The 16,890-nt window shown below is 59.2% G+C and carries 12 protein-coding genes, 1 tRNA gene and 2 rRNA genes; 2 read left to right on the plus strand and 13 right to left on the minus strand.

Going from position 1 to position 16,890, the window contains the following annotated elements:
• Positions 1–85: 85 nt before the first annotated feature.
• From EDD75_RS03745 to EDD75_RS03780, 8 genes are all read right to left on the minus strand, one after another.
• Entirely contained in the window at positions 86–2,392 is a 2,307-nt protein-coding gene (locus tag EDD75_RS03745) for a chemotaxis protein CheA (RefSeq protein WP_123928205.1), read from the minus strand.
• 211 nt (positions 2,393–2,603) lie between these two features.
• On the minus strand, positions 2,604–2,942 hold the full coding sequence (locus tag EDD75_RS03750; RefSeq protein ID WP_170157693.1) for an Mth938-like domain-containing protein: 339 nt from the start codon (positions 2,940–2,942) through the stop codon (positions 2,604–2,606).
• A gap of 44 nt (positions 2,943–2,986) precedes the next feature.
• Positions 2,987–3,598 carry a DUF2953 domain-containing protein gene (locus EDD75_RS03755; protein WP_123928212.1) on the minus strand — a complete coding sequence of 204 codons (612 nt, stop codon included), beginning with the start codon at positions 3,596–3,598 and terminating at the stop codon, positions 2,987–2,989.
• Between the two features lie 44 nt (positions 3,599–3,642).
• Positions 3,643–4,617: a tryptophan--tRNA ligase gene (gene trpS, locus EDD75_RS03760; protein WP_123928216.1), complete on the minus strand. Its 975-nt coding sequence runs from the start codon at positions 4,615–4,617 to the stop codon at positions 3,643–3,645.
• A 20-nt stretch (positions 4,618–4,637) separates the two neighbouring features.
• Positions 4,638–5,264: a site-2 protease family protein gene (locus EDD75_RS03765; protein ID WP_123928218.1), complete on the minus strand. Its 627-nt coding sequence runs from the start codon at positions 5,262–5,264 to the stop codon at positions 4,638–4,640.
• A 99-nt stretch (positions 5,265–5,363) separates the two neighbouring features.
• Positions 5,364–7,874, minus strand: a complete 2,511-nt coding sequence (locus tag EDD75_RS03770) for a CBS domain-containing protein (protein ID WP_123928220.1) — start codon at positions 7,872–7,874, stop codon at positions 5,364–5,366.
• On the minus strand, positions 7,865–9,172 hold the full coding sequence (lysA, locus tag EDD75_RS03775) for a diaminopimelate decarboxylase (RefSeq protein ID WP_123928223.1): 1,308 nt from the start codon (positions 9,170–9,172) through the stop codon (positions 7,865–7,867). The genes EDD75_RS03770 and lysA overlap by 10 nt, the downstream gene beginning before the upstream one ends.
• Positions 9,173–9,174: 2 nt before the next feature.
• Complete coding sequence (locus tag EDD75_RS03780; protein ID WP_123928226.1) at positions 9,175–10,530, minus strand: TrpB-like pyridoxal phosphate-dependent enzyme; 1,356 nt, start codon at positions 10,528–10,530, stop codon at positions 9,175–9,177.
• A 235-nt stretch (positions 10,531–10,765) separates the two neighbouring features.
• Between EDD75_RS03780 and EDD75_RS11160 the strand changes: the two genes are divergently transcribed.
• Complete coding sequence (locus EDD75_RS11160) at positions 10,766–10,933, plus strand: hypothetical protein (protein WP_170157694.1); 168 nt, start codon at positions 10,766–10,768, stop codon at positions 10,931–10,933.
• A gap of 74 nt (positions 10,934–11,007) precedes the next feature.
• On the opposite strand, the gene EDD75_RS03785 is transcribed toward EDD75_RS11160, so the two are convergent.
• The 3 genes from EDD75_RS03785 to EDD75_RS03795 all read right to left on the minus strand — a co-directional run bounded on the left by EDD75_RS03785 (position 11,008) and on the right by EDD75_RS03795 (position 15,044).
• Positions 11,008–12,735: a hydantoinase B/oxoprolinase family protein gene (locus EDD75_RS03785; protein ID WP_123928229.1), complete on the minus strand. Its 1,728-nt coding sequence runs from the start codon at positions 12,733–12,735 to the stop codon at positions 11,008–11,010.
• Positions 12,717–14,768, minus strand: coding sequence for a hydantoinase/oxoprolinase family protein (locus tag EDD75_RS03790; protein WP_123928232.1), 2,052 nt, complete (start codon positions 14,766–14,768; stop codon positions 12,717–12,719). The genes EDD75_RS03785 and EDD75_RS03790 overlap by 19 nt, the downstream gene beginning before the upstream one ends.
• 190 nt (positions 14,769–14,958) lie before the next feature.
• Positions 14,959–15,044: transfer RNA gene (locus EDD75_RS03795), tRNA-Leu, on the minus strand.
• A 165-nt stretch (positions 15,045–15,209) separates the two neighbouring features.
• Between EDD75_RS03795 and EDD75_RS03800 the strand changes: the two genes are divergently transcribed.
• On the plus strand, positions 15,210–16,277 hold the full coding sequence (locus EDD75_RS03800) for a potassium channel family protein (RefSeq protein ID WP_123928235.1): 1,068 nt from the start codon (positions 15,210–15,212) through the stop codon (positions 16,275–16,277).
• A gap of 100 nt (positions 16,278–16,377) precedes the next feature.
• Here the strand turns inward: EDD75_RS03800 and rrf are convergent.
• Both rrf and EDD75_RS03810 read right to left on the minus strand, forming a co-directional pair.
• Positions 16,378–16,494: ribosomal RNA gene (gene rrf, locus EDD75_RS03805) — 5S ribosomal RNA — on the minus strand.
• A gap of 126 nt (positions 16,495–16,620) precedes the next feature.
• Positions 16,621–16,890: ribosomal RNA gene (locus tag EDD75_RS03810) — 23S ribosomal RNA — on the minus strand; the annotation flags it as partial.

The following is a 16,890-nucleotide window of genomic DNA, read 5'->3' on the forward strand; positions in this document are numbered from 1 at the left end:
GTTTTGTTCCGACAAGAGCTCAATCTTCTCATAACTTTACATCCAGCAACCCTCCCTTAACCGAAATGCGCCGCCCTTGTTTTGTCTAACTCAGCATCCCCTCCACAGAATGCACCAGGTCGGCGATATCTAAGATCATACTGATATCACCGTCGCCCAAAATCGCGCATCCGGAAACGCCCCGCACGCGCCCTAAGTAGCTTGAAAGCCCCTTGATCACGATCTGCTGCTGGCCGACTAACTCATCCACAAAGAGGCAGTACTTCCGCTGGTCGTTCTCTACTACGATGAGGATGCCGTCCGTGAGCTGATCGGAGCGTGGTTTAATCCGGTAAGCCTCGTGCAGCCTGATGACCGGCAAAAGCTCCTGCCGGATACGGACCACTTCAAGGCCGTCGGGCGTGTGGGTCACCTGGTCGGCCTTCGGCTGAAACGATTCCTTAATCGAGCTGATGGGGATAATGTAGCGGTTGGCACCTACGCTTACCACCATCCCCTCGATAATCGCCAGGGTCAGCGGAATGCGGATGATGAAGGCGGTCCCCTGCCCGGGCCGGGTGCGGATGTCCACCTTGCCCCGCAGTTTTTCGATGTTGCGCTTGACTACGTCCATCCCGACACCCCGCCCGGAGATGCTGGTAACCTGCTCTGCGGTCGAAAAACCGGGCTCAAAAATGAGGCGGTAGACCTCCTCGTCTTTAAGCACCCGGTCTTCAGAGACAAGCCCTTTTTCCAGGGCCTTGCGCCAGATCTTCTCCCGGTCGAGCCCCCGCCCGTCGTCCGTCACGATGATCCAGACTTCTCCCGCGGAATGCTTCGCCTCCAGGGTAATCCGGCCAGCTTCCGGTTTCCCGGCTGCCCGCCGTTCCTCCGCAGTTTCAAGGCCGTGGTCCACGGCGTTGCGGATCATGTGCACCAGCGGGTCGGCTATCTGCTCGATGATGGTCTTATCAACTTCGGTTTCCTCGCCGATGATCTCCAACTCAACCTTCTTGTTAGCCTTCTGCGCCAAATCCCGCACCAGACGGACCATCTTGCGGAAGGTCCCGGCGAGCGGGATCATCCGCATCGACATCGCCACTTCCTGAATCTCCCGGGTGATCTTGTCGAGCCGCAGGATGGCCTTCTCGAAGCGCTCGAGCTGCAGCCCGGCCAAATCAGGGTTGTTGGCCACCATCGCCTCCGCGATCACTAACTCCCCTACCAAGTCAAGGAGCTTATCGAGCTTCTCGATATCGATGCGGATTGCCTGCTGGACCACGGAGCCGGCCTGCTGCCCGCCGACGGGAGCCTGCTGCTGCGGAGGAGACGAAACCTTTTCCCCTGCAGGCAGGGGTTGCTCTCCCGGCGCAGCCTGCTTTGGCCTCCGTGGTTCCCCAGCCGCCTGCCGGGTAGCCGTCCCTTCCTGCGGACCACGACGCTCCGGCGGTCCAGTAACGCTTACCGATCGTGGCGGCGCCGGTGCAGCCTCCCCTCCCGCGGCCGGCGCCCCCTCAGTCTTCTGGACCATATTCTCCAGATACCTGATCAGGTCTTCCTTGCCCGGAATGTCGAGGACCATGCCGCTCGCGACCTGCCGCAGCCCTTCCCGCAGGGCGTCGACGGCAATCAAAAGAAAGGAGACGGTAACGGAGTCGGCATCCTTCTCTCCCTCCCTGATCGCGTCGAGAACAGCCTCCGCGTGGTGCGCCACCCGCTCAATATCCTCGCAGCCGAAAAAGCCGGCGTTGCCCTTGACGCTGTGCACCGCACGGAAGGCCTGGCGGGCGTAATCGAGGTTTCCCGGTTCCTTTTCTAAGGATAGAAGCGCAGCTTCCGCCTCATCGCAGAGCGATAGGTTCTCGTCAGCGAAACGTTTCCACATCTCCGGGCTAATGACAAAGGATTCACTTGCTTCCGGGGCCGCAGCTGATTCTTCGCTTGCCACCGGTTCCTCCACCGTGCCCGCTGCTGCGTCGGGCGCCTCGACCGTCGTAACGGCGCGGATCGTCTCCTGCAGGTCCGCGATGATTGTCGCCGCAGCGTCCTCGAAACCGGCGTCGGTCAACTCCTGCTCAACCCGGTCCAGGATGTTCCGGATGAAGTCGCTGGTGCGGCAGAGGAGATCGACGTGCTGGGGCTCCACCCGCGCCCGCCCCTTGCGGAAGATATCGAGCAGCGTTTCCGCCTCGTGAGTCACCTTTACAATCGTGGGGAGGTCGAGAAAGGAGGCCGAGCCCTTCAGCGAGTGGAAAAGGCGGAAGATCGCGTTGAGGATTTCCTGGTCAATCTCCCCCGTAGCCTCCGCCTCTTTTTCCATCGCGATAATCTGCGGCTCGACTTCATCTAACAGTTCCCGGCTTTCGGACAGAAACTCCTTCAGCAGCTCGCCTCTTTCTTCCTCACTGAACATTAAGGAAACACCCCTGTTTCGCTGCAAATTTTATTGGGCACAGATTTCCTCAAAAATTTAATTCGGGCGATTGTTCGCAAACTTAACTCGTCCCTGGAAAAGAAACCCGGCGAGCGGAGCAATAAGGAAGGTTTTCTTTAAAACAAGGGATTTACAAGGAAGAAAGTGAGAGAGCGCGCACCTCTACGGTGGCGGAAGAGGATAAAAAGCACTAACAGGTAAGGTGCAGGCCAGCCACTACCCGGTGTTTTCCGGCGAACACGTTATACTTCTGGCAGGCCTCACCAGTGGGCGCAACAATCAGCTGGATACCCTTGGCAGCCAAAAATTTCTCTACTTCCGGAGCTACCCGGACCACCCCGTACGCCCCGGTTCCTAAAATGATCATTTCGGGCCGGGCCGCGACGGCCTCCGCCAGGTCAGCCACCGTCACCGCATGGCCCTGCTTGCGCCACCAAGAAAGAACCCTGTCGGGCAGGATGAGCACGTCACTGGTGTACCGTTTCCCGTCGATGATGATCTCCCCGAACCGGTAGCTCTCGATCCTCACCGCGCACCACCCTTCCGGATAGGTTGCTCTGGGCGAAAGAGCAGTCAGGTGTCTTGATGCCCCTGCGAACGCAAGAGAAGAAAAGCGGCCCCGATCAAGTGCCGTAACTCTAAATAAGCCGCCATATTAAAGGAAATTTTAAGGGCCGGAGTGAGATAAGCGGGCGCAACCAAAATGGCCGCCGGTGATTTGAGCCGCCTGCCAAAGCGCCCCACCAAGCAACCTTTAGCGCCCCAGAGCACCCCGGCAGCCACCCCGGTAGTCGCCGGGTCACCGGTGCCGATAACGGTTCGCCACTCGAGCCGCGTCACCCGAAGGCAGTCCCACAGGTAAAGGACCGCCCGCCGGTGGCGCACAAAAAAGCGCCAGCAGCGGCACAGCAAGCGGTAAACCGCCGTCAGCCGCGCAAACCGCTCTTCTTGCCCGCCGGCGCGCGCGCCCCGGATTTCCCGCCAGCGCAGACCGGCACCGCTCTCCCCGGTGCGCTCCACCGCAACAGCCGGCACCTGCAACCGGTAGCGGTAGAGTCCCCAGAAGGCTGTAGCCTCGAAAAACAAACGGTCATCAGCCCCCTCCCGTTCGTACGCCAGTTTAAGAGAGAGCCGCCCGAAGACGAGGAGCAGCATCAGCCCCGCAACGCCCAGGGCGATCAGCAACCAGAGCAGAACGCAACACCAGCTCCGCTTGTAAAATAGAGGCTTTACATGTTGAGCGCCGCCCGGACACGGTCGAGTGTCTCCCCCGCCACCCGGCGCGCCCTCTCGCACCCGGCGTGCAGCACCTCTTCGATATACCCGTTCCGCGTGACGAGCGCCGCGCGTCGCTCCCGAACAGGCCCCAGGACGCCGTCGAGGATAGCTGCCAGCTTTTTCTTGCAGCCGACGCAGCCGATCCGGCCCGCCCGGCAGGCGGCTTCTATTTCGGCAACCTCCACCTGGTTGTAAATCTCGTGGTACTTGAAGACGGTGCAGACCTCGGGGTGGCCGGGATCGTCTTTGTGGATGCGGGCCGGGTCGGTTACCATCCGGTTGACCAGCCTGCCGATCTCCTCGGCCGAGGCGGTGAGCGGAATCTCGTTGTGGTAGCTCTTGCTCATCTTTTGCCCATCGATTCCGGGAACCAGCTTGATCTCCGCCAAAATGCCCTGCGGCTCCGGGAAAACGGGAGCGTACAAGAAATTGAAGCGCCGGGCCACCTCACGGCAGAGCTCAATATGGGGGAGTTGGTCCTCCCCCACGGGCACCCCTTCCGCCAGGTAGATGAGGATGTCGGCCGCCTGAAGAAGCGGGTAACCTAAAAAGCCGTAAGTGGTGATGTCTTTCCCTAATTCGGCCAGTTTGCGCACCTGGTCCTTGTAGGTTGGCACCCGCTCCAGCCAGGATAAGGGCGTGAACATCGAAAAGATCAGGTGCAGCTCCGCATGGTGCGGCACCCGGGACTGGATGAAGACCACGCTCTTTTCCGGGTCAATGCCCACCGCCAGCCAGTCGGCTACCATTTCGCGCGCAAATTCTCTAATCATCTGCGGTTTTTCGTATTCGGTGGTTAGCGCGTGCCAGTCAGCAACAAAAAAGAAGCACTCGTTCGCCGCCTGAAGCCGCAGCCAATTTTCAAGCACGCTCAGGTGTCCCAAATGCAGGCGCCCTGTAGGACGCATACCGCTTAAAATACGCAAAAGAACTTTCCCCCTTTACTTTAGCGCGTAAGGGCGGCCAGCCCATAGGCAAGGTTAAGAAACAAACCGGCAAGCGGCGTGATTACGACCTTCAGGAGAAGACCGATGACACCGCTAAAAACAAGCACCACGAGAATTATTATCCCGTATTGCTCCAGCCAGTAAAGCCACTCCTGCCGCCCGGGCACAAGCGCCGCCAATACCTTTGAGCCGTCGAGCGGCGGCACAGGGAGCAGATTGAAAACCGCAAGCACCACATTAATCCAGATCATCACCCGCAAGAGATCGTTGAGGGTAGGGTTCCCCATCCCTGACAATCCCAGGAGGACCGCCGCAAGCAAGGCGATACCAAGGTTCGCTACCGGCCCGGCAAGCGAAACAAGCAGCAACCCCTGCCGGCGGTCCCGGAAATTATACGGATTTACCGGCACCGGCCGTGCCCAACCGAAACCCGCAAGATAAAGGAGCAAAAGCCCGACCGGGTCTACGTGTTTTAAGGGATTCAGCGTCAGACGCCCGGCATAGCGCGCCGTAGGATCGCCGCACCTATCCGCCACCCAGCCGTGAGCAAACTCGTGCACCGTCAGCCCCACTACCACCGCCGGAGTGAGCAGGATAATTTCGTAAGCCGAAGGCAGATTAAACAATGCTTCCTCTCCTCTGAGAATATACCGTCAGACTATTTTCGCCGGCGGCCATTTCCCCCGTTTTGTGCCCGGCCCCAACCATATCTAGAGCGCCAAAACCTACTCCTCTTGTGGCGGTGCACCCATTTCCTTAATATCCTTACCAGTCAGCCGCGGTTTATTAAACCAGATGGCGGCCAGAACCTCCCGGAACCGCTCCTGGTATCCCTCTTCGCTCAGCAAAACGTAAAGGAGCGGGTAGGCCTCACGCGGCAGGTCAAGCATCGCTTTAGCCAGGGCAACCAGGTCCACCTGGCCGCGTGCCGTAAGTTTTCCTAAGAGCTCCTGCCACCGGGATACCGCAGCCACTACTTTAGCCGTCGTATGCCGGCCAAAACGGTACCGCTCGCAGAGCGCCTGCGCGGAAGGTATGTTGGTCCAGTGGACAGCGGTGATGAAGTAGGCGAGCCACCGCGACTTTAAGACTATCCCCCACGATTCGAGCGTTTTTAGAGCCTGCGGCAGGTAGGTGAGCACCGGCTCCACTTCCCAATGACTCGCCACCGGAAAGATGTAAGGCCAAATGCCGAGTTCAGCGCAGCGCCCTAAAAACCGCGAAGCCCTCTCGTCCTCCAGGCAAGACCGCACTACCCGCCAGAAGTCCGGCGGCGCAACCCGCTCCAAAAGACCGTCGCGCACCGCCTCCCGAAGAAGTTTCAGGGTCTGGCGCTCGATCTGGAAATTGAAGCGCTCCGACAGCCACACCGCCCGCAACACCCGGAGCGGTTCTTCGGCGAAGCTGCGGTTATGAAGGACGCGCACCAAGCCAAACTTTAGGTCCTCCCGCCCGCCAAAATAATCGATAACCTCCCCAAAGCGTTCCGGGGCGAGTTCTACCGCCAGAGCGTCAATAGTAAAGTCCTGCCGGTAGAGCTCCTGGTGCAAAGACCGGTTGTTTACCTGGATGCCGAGGGCGTACTCGAAGAAACCGGGCCGGGCCTCGCGCACGTAGCACCGGCAACCGTCGGCCAGCAGGAGAACAGCCCCGCCCTGCCGCGCCGTCTGTTTTAGCCGCAGTTTCGCCTCTGTCGCCACCGTCGCAGCAAGCGCCGCCGCATCACCTTCTACCACCACTTTTAATTCCCGCGGCCTGAAGCCCAGAAGGAGGTCGCGCACCGTTTCCCCCGCTAAAAAGGCCGCCCTCCCGCTTTCCCGGGCCCTCGCGCCCAGGCGCTCCAAAATGCTTAACGCCGGGGCGGTCACGCCTGCCCGCAAAAGCGCGGCGACATTCCGCTTCCCCGCCGAGGGCGACGCCGGCGCATAGAGCAGGCGAAACTGGGGTTTAAAATCGGGATGCAGCGTGCGCAAGATATCGGTACGGGAGACGATACCAACGAGCCGTCCCCCTTCAACAACGGGAAGCCTGCCGATATTATGCTCAATCATCAAGGTCTGGGCATCACTCACCGGCAGGTAAGGCTCCACCGTGACGACCTGGTGGCTCATGAAAGCCTTCACGGGGGCGTGGGTGAGGTTATGCCGCTGGGCCTTTTCAATGTCCCGGCGGGACAAAATGCCAACCAGCTGGTCCTCCCGAACGACCGGCAAGCCGCTATGACCGTAGCGCAGCATCACCTGTCCGGCCTCAGCGATGGTCGTTTCCGGAGATACGGTTTTAACGGGGGAACTCATGATCTCGGCCACCGTGAGCGGTGCCCGCACCGACTCGCTGAGCCGCGCGAGAAGCCTCTCCTTGACCTGTTCCACCGTTACCCGCTTTACCACCGCCGCTGCCGCCGCCGGGTGCCCGCCGCCGCCAAAGTGCTGCAAAACAGCCCGCACATCGACCTCGGGAAGACCGGAGCGCCCGGTAACGTAAACCCGGTCGACCATTTCCACAATGGTAAAAACAACGTCAAGCTGTTCGATCTCTACTAACTTATGCGTCAGAATGGCCAGCCCGTCGAAAAACTCCTCGCTCCGTGCCCACGTAACGAGCACCTTGAGGCCGTTGACCAGGTGGCGTTCCGCATTCAAGATAAGTTCCTTAAGCAGCTCCTGTTGCTCCGCCGCGAGCGGCCGCTCGAGGAAGTTCGCTACCACCGAGAGGTTTGCACCGCAGGACAAAAGAAACCCGGCCGCCGCCGCATCCCGACAGGTGGTGCTTGGGTAGAGCAGGCTCCCGGTATCTTCGTATATTCCCAGCGCCAGAACCGTCGCTTCAAAAGGGGAAAGCTCTATCCCCGCCTCCCGAATCCTTTCCACTAGCAGGGTCGTGGTCGCCCCTATGGGTTCAACCACCTCAAGCGTCCCCCGCACATCGTCCTCGTGGGCCGGGTGGTGGTCGTAAATGTGTATCTCGACGTCCGCCCGCTCAACGAGAGCGTTTAAAAAGCCAATCCGCCGCGGGTTCCTGGTATCAACGAGGATCAGGCGCCTAACCCTGCCTAAGTTGATATTCTTCGCGTCCTCTATCAGCAGGGCGTCCTTATGCAAGGCCAAAAAATCCTCGACAGCGCAACTGGCTTTCCCGGGCAGAACGAGCGACGCTCCCGGGTAAAGCTTTTTAGCCGCTACCATCGCCGCCAGGCCGTCAAAATCAGTTAGCAGGTGGGTGGTTATTACTTCCATAAACGTTCTGGAATCCGGTCGTTACGGGTAAGATCGGCAAAACTTTCCCGGGCCACAATCACCTCCGCCCGGCCGTCACCGACCAGAACCATCGCCGGGCGAGGTAAACGGTTATAGTTCATGGACATCGCGTAATTGTAAGCGCCAGTCGCTGGCACGGCGAGGATATCCCCCGGCACAGGATAGGGCAGATGAACGTTGTGGATGAGGATGTCACCCGACTCGCAGCACTTTCCGGCAACGGTGACGGGCGTCGCCGGCTCCTCCCGCATCCGGTTGGCCAGTGCCGCTTCGTAGCGGGCCTGGTAAAGTGCCGGGCGGATATTGTCGTTCATTCCGCCATCCACCATGACGTAAAGCCGCACGCCTGGAATTTCCTTGACCCCACCCACGGTGTAGAGCGTTATCCCCGCCGGCCCCGCTATCGACCGCCCCGGTTCCACAACAACCCGCGGCAGAGGCAGCCCGCGTTCCCGAACCGCCTCCCGCACCGTTTCGAGGATCGCCGCTGCGTACGCTTCGATGGCCGGCGGGTCGTCACCAGACACGTAGTAAATACCCAGCCCGCCGCCAAGATCAAGCTCCTCTATAACCCAACCCGTGGCTTCCCGGACTTCCCCGGCGAACCCGAGCATCACCCGGGCTGCCTCCCGGAAAGGCTCCAAATCGAAGATCTGGGAGCCAATATGACAGTGTAAGCCCACCAGCTTCAAATTAGGAGACTCAAGCGCCTGCCGGATGCCCGCCAGCGCTTGCCCTGTGGCGATCGGCAGACCGAATTTGGAGTCGATCTGGCCCGTGCGGATGTACTGGTGGGTGTGCGCCTCGATGCCGGGCGTAAGGCGCAGCAGAATCTCCTGCCGCCGTCCCGCATCACCAGCCAGGCGGTCGAGCAGGGTCAGTTCATAAAGGTTATCCACCACGAACCGGCCCACACCGGCTTCGAGCCCTTGCCGGATTTCATCCGGCGCTTTATTGTTACCGTGGAAATAGATGCGCCCCGGTGGGAAGCCAGCCGCAAGTGCCGTATAAAGTTCGCCACCAGAGGATACATCGAGGTAAAGCCCCTCTTCCTCGACCAGCCGGCAGATCGCGGTGCAGAGAAGGGCTTTACCTGCATAAACAACCCGGTTGTCCGGGCCGAAGGCCTCGCGGTACCGCCGGCAATTTTCCCGAAAAAGGGCTTCATCTACCACATAAAGCGGCGTCCCAAACTTCTGGGCCAGCGCCACCGCACTGATACCGCCTATCTCGAGTTCCCCTGCCGCGTTAATCCGCTGTGTCCCGCGTAAATGCATCTCTACTCCACCTTCGGCAGCCGCGCCAACGAGCGCTGCAGTTCTTCTTCCGGTAAAGCGTAATCTTGCAGTTCTCCCGCAAGATAAGCATCATAGGCCGCTAAGTCGAAATGGCCGTGACCGCTCAGGTTAAAGAGGATAACCCGCGCTTCGCCCGCTTCCCTGGCCGCCAGCGCTTCGTCGATGGCGCACTTGATGGCGTGCGCCGACTCGGGAGCGGGAACGATACCCTCTGCCTGCGCAAATTGGACCGCCGCCTCGAAAACCTGACGCTGGCCGTAAGCCCGCGCCTCTATGAAACCATCCGCCACCAACTGGCACAAAAGCGGCGCGTCCCCGTGGTAGCGCAGCCCGCCGGCGTGAATTGCCGGCGGCATAAAATCCTTGCCGAGAGTATACATATAGAGGAGCGGCGTTAATCCCGCTACGTCACCGAAATCGTAAGTATGAAGTCCCCTGGTGAGTGTCGGACAGGCCGACGGCTCAACAGCGATAAAACGGCTCTGCGCCTTCCCGGCGAACCGGTCCTGCAAAAAGGGGAAAGCCAGACCCGGATAGTTCGAGCCGCCCCCAACACAGCCGATAACCACGTCCGGATAATCCCCGGCCTTCTCCATCTGGGCCTTGGCCTCCAGCCCGATTACGGTCTGGTGGAGCAGCACATGATTCAAAACGCTCCCGAGCGAATAGTTCGTATCGCCGTGCGTGGCGGCATCCTCGACCGCCTCGCTGATGGCGATCCCCAGGCTTCCCGGCGAATCGGGGTCCTGCGACAAGATCGCCCGGCCCGACTGCGTCCTGTCAGTCGGGCTCGCCAGAACTTCCGCCCCGAAAACCTGCATCAAGATCCGCCGGTAAGGCTTCTGGTGGTAACTTACCTTGACCATGTAAACGGTACATTCCATGCCGAAAAAGTTGCAGGCCATCGAAAGCGCACTACCCCACTGACCCGCCCCCGTCTCGGTCGCCAAGCGTTTTATCCCTGCCTGCTTGTTGAAGTAGGCCTGAGGTACCGCCGTGTTCAGTTTATGGCTGCCGGCCGGGCTTACACCTTCATATTTGTAATATATCCGTGCCGGCGTTTGAAGTACCTGCTCTAACCGCCGGGCCCGAAAAAGCGGGCTGGGACGCCACAACCGGTAAATCGCGAGCACTTCTTCCGGAATGGGCACCCAGCGCTCCCGGGTGACCTCCTGTTTAATCAGCTCCAGCGGGAAAATGGGCGCCAGATCTTCCGGCCCGACCGGCCGTTTAGTTGCCGGATGCAAAGGCGGCTTGGGAAGATTAGGCATGTCGGCCTGAATGTTGTACCAGGCGGTGGGCAGCTCCTTCTCCGTAAGCAAAATTTTCGTCTCCACTAATAAACTCAGCTCCTCTCCAAATCGGGCAAAATTTAGTGTTTTTAGGTATACAAAATTATTCTAAGATAAAAACCCCCGGGCAGCAAGAGTTGTCTTCAGCACGGGGCCGTTATTGAGATTATCCGGTTAAACTATAGCCCGACGGCAAATTGTTTGCTAAAATAAACTCACAGACCGCGAAACGCAAATGGTTCTCCAAAGCAACCGGACCAAGGGGAAGGAGGTGAAAGCGATGCGGCAGACGCTCTTGCGACTCCTGAAAGATGAAAGTGGCCAGCTAACCGGCCAGATGGGGAAGGGTCCGATGGGCGGCTGGGAGGTGGCGCTCCTGATCCTGGCCATCCTCGGCGTCGGTGCTCTGATCGGTTGCGGCTTCTTGGCTAGGGCGCTCCCGGGATAGGTCCCCGGACCAGGTTTTACCCGTTTCTACGGCCCGCCGGATATAAGAATAGGAATTCAAGGGCTTCCCGGCACTCAGGGAAGCCTTTTAGTTTCGCGCCGTTTTGCCTGCGTTGCTATCCAATCGATTTCGCAGTCTTCGTTCAAAACCACGCCGTAGTCCGCAAGGGCCGCCTCACGCGACACAAGGCCATTCTTCACATCCCGCCGCACCGCTTCCGGAGCGCGGGCGCGCGGGTCACCAAAGCCACCGCCACCTGCCGTTTCTAAAATAACCGTCGTCCCGGCAGGCACCGTCAGGGTAAATTTCCCCGGCATCACTTCCCAGTCGCAGCCGGGACGTTTAAGCAGGCAACGGGAATTTCTGCCCGGCAAACCTCCGGCCAAGCCCCAGGGGGTAAACGAACTACGCTCCGTGCTTACCGAAACAGTAGCTTCCCGCAACAGCGTAATCTCGCGGCAAAGCCCGCAGCCGCCCCGGTACTCGCCAGGGCCTCCAGAATCGGGGACCAGACCGTACCGCGCCACCAGGAGCGGGTACTCCATCTCGATAACCTCAACGGGAGTGTTCAATGTATTGGTCATATTCACGTGAACGCCATCCATTCCGTCTTGGCCGCACTTACCCCCCTGCCCACCGCCGTAAGTCTCGATGTAGGAATAGTAGCGCCCCCTACTATCCAGACCGCCGATAGCGAAGTTGGACATACTCCCGGTTCCTGCCGCAGCCACCCGCTCCGGTACAGCCTGGGCCAAAGCACCGAACACCACGTCGGCGATCCGCTGCGCCGTGTTGATGTTCGCGTGGGCTACGGGAGCGGGAAACGTAGGGTTTACTAAGGTCCCTGGCGGCGTAATCACCGTGAGCGGGTAGGCAATCCCTTCGCTCGCCGGCAACTCAGGATCACAGACGGCCTTCACCGCGTAATAAACGCAGGCCAGGGTGACGCCCCGGGTAGCGTTAACTGGCCCTCTCACCTGGGGACTCGTCCCCGTGAAATCGACTTTGAGGCCCTCCTCCCCGATCGTGACTGTAGCCGTAATCCTTATCGGGTCGGCGGTCAGGCCGTCGCCCTCAAGATAATCGGTAAAGGTATAAATCCCCGGCGGCAACTCTTTCAAGGCCTTGCGGAAGCGCCGCGCCGCATAGTCAATAACCGCCCGCAGGTAGCGCTTTAATTCCGCGCCGCCAACGCGCGCCGCCAGTTCCGCAAGCCTCCTGGCACCCACCGTATTCGCGGCTATCTGGGCCTGAATGTCCCCCCAAAAGGTAGCAGCGTTCCGAACGTTTTGCGCCAGCACGCGCAGCAACTCTTCGTTGAGCTTCCCGCCCTGCGAGAGCTTGACCGGAGGGATGCGGATACCCTCCTGAAAAATCTCAGTGGCGGTCGTCGCCATACTTCCAGGAACCATCCCGCCTACGTCCACGTGGTGGGCAAGATTGGCCACAATGCCCAGCAACTCTTCCCCCATAAAGACGGGCGAAATCAGACAGATGTCCGGCAGGTGCGAGCCGCTGATGTAGGGGTCGTTGATGATAATCGTATCGCCTGGCCTGAGCGTCTCGGGAGGATAAAACTCCAGCGTCTTTTTTACTACGGTGGGCATCAGCCCCAGGTGGAGCGGGATATGCTCCGCCTGAGCCACAAGCTCCCCGCGCGCCGTATAGATAGCCGTGGAGCAGTCCCGCCGGTCCTTGATGTTGGGTGACAACGCCGTCCGGGTTAGGGTGACCCCCATTTCCTCAGCTATCGCTTGCAGCGCGTTCCGCAGGACCTCGAGCGTTACCGGGTCGATCTCCAATCAGCATCCCCCGTTTCGATGATGATGTTCCCCCATTCGTCCCCGTAAGCGCGGTCGCCCGGCCACAACAGGGTGGTGGAATCGGCCTGGGTGATGACCGCCGGCCCCTCCACCGCCCAGCCAGCACCAACCTCACTCCGGCGGTAAACAGGCACCGTCACCTGCTCCGCCGCAAAATAAACCCTTCTCGCCCCACAGGGTGCAGGTGGTGATACGCCCTGCCGCGCCGGCGGTTTCAGGGACGGCAATCGCCCCGTCGCCACTAACCGCAGCGCCACCACCTCAACCGGCGCCTCTTCCCGCGCGTAGCCGTAAAACTGGATGTGCAACCCGTGAAAGGAACGGGTAAGGGCGCCCGCAAAATCCGGCACCGCCGGATCGGGCAAGGGGAGAGTCAACGCGGCGGACTGCCCCTTGTAACGGAGATCGATCAAGGGCGCAAGCGTGATATCCTGGGCCGCAAATCCCTCCCGGAGGAGATCCTCCCGCCCCCGCCGGGTGAGTTTGCCTGCGAGTTCCGCCAGTTCCGCCTCCATTCCCGGCCGTAGCTCTTTTACCCAGGTGAGCGTATAATCCCGGCGAAAATCAGCCGCAAGCATCCCCCAGGCAGAGGTAATCCCGGGAAAGGGCGGCACCAAGACGCGGCGGATGCCTAATTCCCGGGCAAGCTCCACCGCATGCAGCGGTCCCGCGCCGCCGAAAGCAACGAGAACAAAGTCCCGCGGGTCATAGCCTTTCGCCACCGAAACGACCCGCATCGCCCGCACCATATTCGCATTTACCACGCGGACAATGCCCGCAGCTGCCTCTTGAACCCCTAACCCCAGAGGTCCGCCGACCTTTTCGGCAATTGCGCGCTCCGCCAGCTCCCGGCGCAGCTCCTTCCCACCAGCAAAATCCGCCGCCCCGAGCCGCCCCAAGACCAGATTGGCGTCCGTCACGGTAGGCTCTGCCCCGCCCAACCCGTAACAGGCCGGCCCCGGTACCGCGCCGGCACTCCGGGGGCCAACGCGCAAGGCGCCGCCGGGGTCCACCCAGGCAATGCTGCCGCCGCCCGCCCCGACCGTATGCACCGCAACCATAGGCAACCGCAAAGGGTAACCGCCGATCATTCCCTCGTCGGTGTATCGCGCTTCCCCGTCACAAATAAGGGAGACATCCATGCTGGTGCCGCCCATATCGGCGGTGATAAGGTTCTTAAAGCCCGTCAACCGTGCCAGGTACACCCCGGCCAAGACACCACCCGCCGGTCCGCTCAGCACCGTCCGCACGCTTTCCCTTTGCGCCTGCGTTGGAGAAATAACGCCGCCGCTCGACTGCATAACATAGAAGCCTTTTACCCCCGCTTGCTTTAAACTTGCGGCAAGCTTCGTGAGGTACCGCGCTACTACCGGTTGTACGTAAGCGTTGACCACCGTAGTACTCGTCCGTTCGTACTCCCTGAATTCGGGGACAATCTCTGAAGAGATGGTGACCGAAAGGTGAGGCAGCCGCCGTTCCAGTTCCTTTTTAAAAAGCAATTCGTGTGCAGGGTTGGTATAGGAATGCAAAAAGACCACCGCGACCGCTTCGACTTGCACTTCCCGCAGTCGGGCTACCAGCGCGGCAATCTCCTTTTCCTCAAGGGCAACCATTACCGAACCGTCCGCCAGCATCCGCTCGTTGACCTCGAAAACCATACCCCTTGAAACGAGCGGCTGCGGGCGGGTAACCCACTGGTCGTAAAGGTGGGGCCGGTTTTGCCGGCCGATGAAAATGACATCCCGGAATCCTTTCGTAGTAACCAGCGCTAAACGCGCCCCTTTCTTCTCGAGAATGGCGTTCGTCGCCACCGTCGTTCCGTGAAGAAAAAGAGCGATCCGGGACAAATCGATTCCCTTTTCCCTGAGAATTTCGAGCCCCCGAACCACCGCGCGCGAAGGATCATCCGGAGTGGAAGGAACCTTGAAAACACTCACCGTACCGTCGTCCCCTAAGAGGCAGAAGTCAGTGAAAGTCCCCCCGGTATCCACCGCAAGCCTGTAACAGCTCACCGCAACCAACCCCTGAAGAAAGTGCGTCCCTACTAATTCTTTCGCGGCCGAAACGATAGATTCCTGTAAGCCCAGACCCCGTACCGGGAATTTGCTAACCGCCGCCGGAAAAGCGCCAAAAATAAACCCCCCGCAACGCCCGCCTATTCTGGTAGGCGGCGATCCGGAGGGCCCACAGAGCTCTTTTTTATGGTGCGGCAGAGAGGATTTGAACCTCCACGGGGTAATCCCCACTAGATCCTGAGTCTAGCGCGTCTGCCGTTCCGCCACTGCCGCGTGCACTCCTTATTATAGTTTAAAAAGCGTTGCTTGGCAAGAGGCAGCGCACAACAGCCCCGGAAGTAGGAACAGCCCAAGAAGGACTTAAAACTTTGTGCGTTTTTGCCGAAATCAAGAAGGAAGAGGCACCAAGATCTCCGAAACTATAGCAGAGGTAAAAACATGCCTGCACCGAAGGGATACAAGCTTCCAGACAATAACAGGAAGGCTTTTTCCGTAGCCCTGCGCCTGTTGTTCTTTATCTCTATTATTCAGGGCGCTATCTGTCTTGTCTGTACTTTTCTTCTCGCTCACTACGAAAAACTAAGCCTTTTCGACTCCTTTTACCTTATTCTTATTACGCTTACTACCGTCGGTTACGGCGACATTTACCCGGTCACCGCGGCAGGTAAGATGATTATAATCTTTCTGCTCTTCACCGGCGTTGGTTATGTCTGGCTTGCACTCTCCGTTCTCGTTGCTACGCTGGTCGAAGGCCACCTGATCCATTTCTGGAGGGAAAAACAGATGGAGCGCAAAATCGCCAAACTCAAAAACCACGTTATCGTTTGCGGCCTCGGTCGTGCGGGAACCGCGGCCATCAAACAACTTGAACGCGAAGGCGCATCAATCGTAGGAATAGACCACGACGAACACTATGTCGAGCTGATGAAAGAGCGCGGCTACTTGGTTATTCTCGGTGACGCCACCGAAGATGAAATCCTCAAAGCCGCAGGGATAGAACGGGCCCGCAGCATTATCTCGGCGCTTCCCAGCGACTCGGCCAACATCCTCATCACCATGGCCGCAAAGGATTTAAATCCGCGTATCCGCGTTGTCGCTCGGGCCGACCGCCCCGAGAACATTGCCCGCCTCAAGCGTGCCGGCGCCGACTGGGTAACTGCCGTTGGTATCGCCGGGGGCGCCCGGCTCGCGCTGGCTGCCGTTAAACCCGCAACGGTCGATTTCATTCACAGCATTCTCGAACGACGCCACCCGGATTACAAGCTTGAAGAGATTCTGATTGACGAAAAGTCGCCCCTCGCCGGAAAACTCGTGCGCGATTCCCGTCTCAAGGAAGACTACGGCTCCCAGCTCCTGGCCATCATCCGCAACGGAACCACGATCGCCAATCCCGATATCAGCGAAACAATTTTACCTGGCGACGTGATCATTGTTTTCGGAGCGATAAACAAGCTGAACCTTCTCGAAACCTCTCCCGGAGCCGCGTGCCCTCTTAAATCTGAATAGATCTACCAAGAAAACACTTTAGTTCAAAATCAGCCGTATGTTTTTCCTCCCGGTCCCCAAAAACAACGATACCCGGTTACCCGGGCATCGCTAATTTATTTTCCGGCGGCGACCTACTCTCCCGCCCCGTCGCCAGGGCAGTACCATCGGCGCTGGAGGGCTTAACTGCCGTGTTCGGAATGGGAACGGGTGTTGCCCCTCCGCTATGGCCACCGGAAACTTTGACGTTCAAAATTAATACTCAAACAGCTTGGTTTCCTGGTCCGTTCAACGTTGAACGTTGCACGTTGAACCTTAAACTGTTTTTGTTCCTTCAAAACTGCATAGCGCGGGGATTCAATTTCAGGTCAAGACCTCGATCGATTAGTACCGGTCAGCTCAACCGGTTACCCGGCTTACACTTCCGGCCTATCTACCTGGTAGTCTACCAGGGATCTTACCCATCTGGAGGTTGGAGGCCGGATGTTGGAAGTTGGATTCTCCAACCTCTAACTTCTAACCTCTAACCTCCAGATGGTGGGAAACCTTATCTTGGGGCGGGTTTCGCGCTTAGATGCTTTCAGCGCTTATCCCTGCCAGACATGGCTACCCAGCTGTGCCCCTGGCGGGACAA

Origin of the sequence: Thermodesulfitimonas autotrophica (assembly GCF_003815015.1) — a bacterium.
GTDB classification, from domain to species: domain Bacteria; phylum Bacillota; class Desulfotomaculia; order Desulfotomaculales; family Ammonificaceae; genus Thermodesulfitimonas; species Thermodesulfitimonas autotrophica.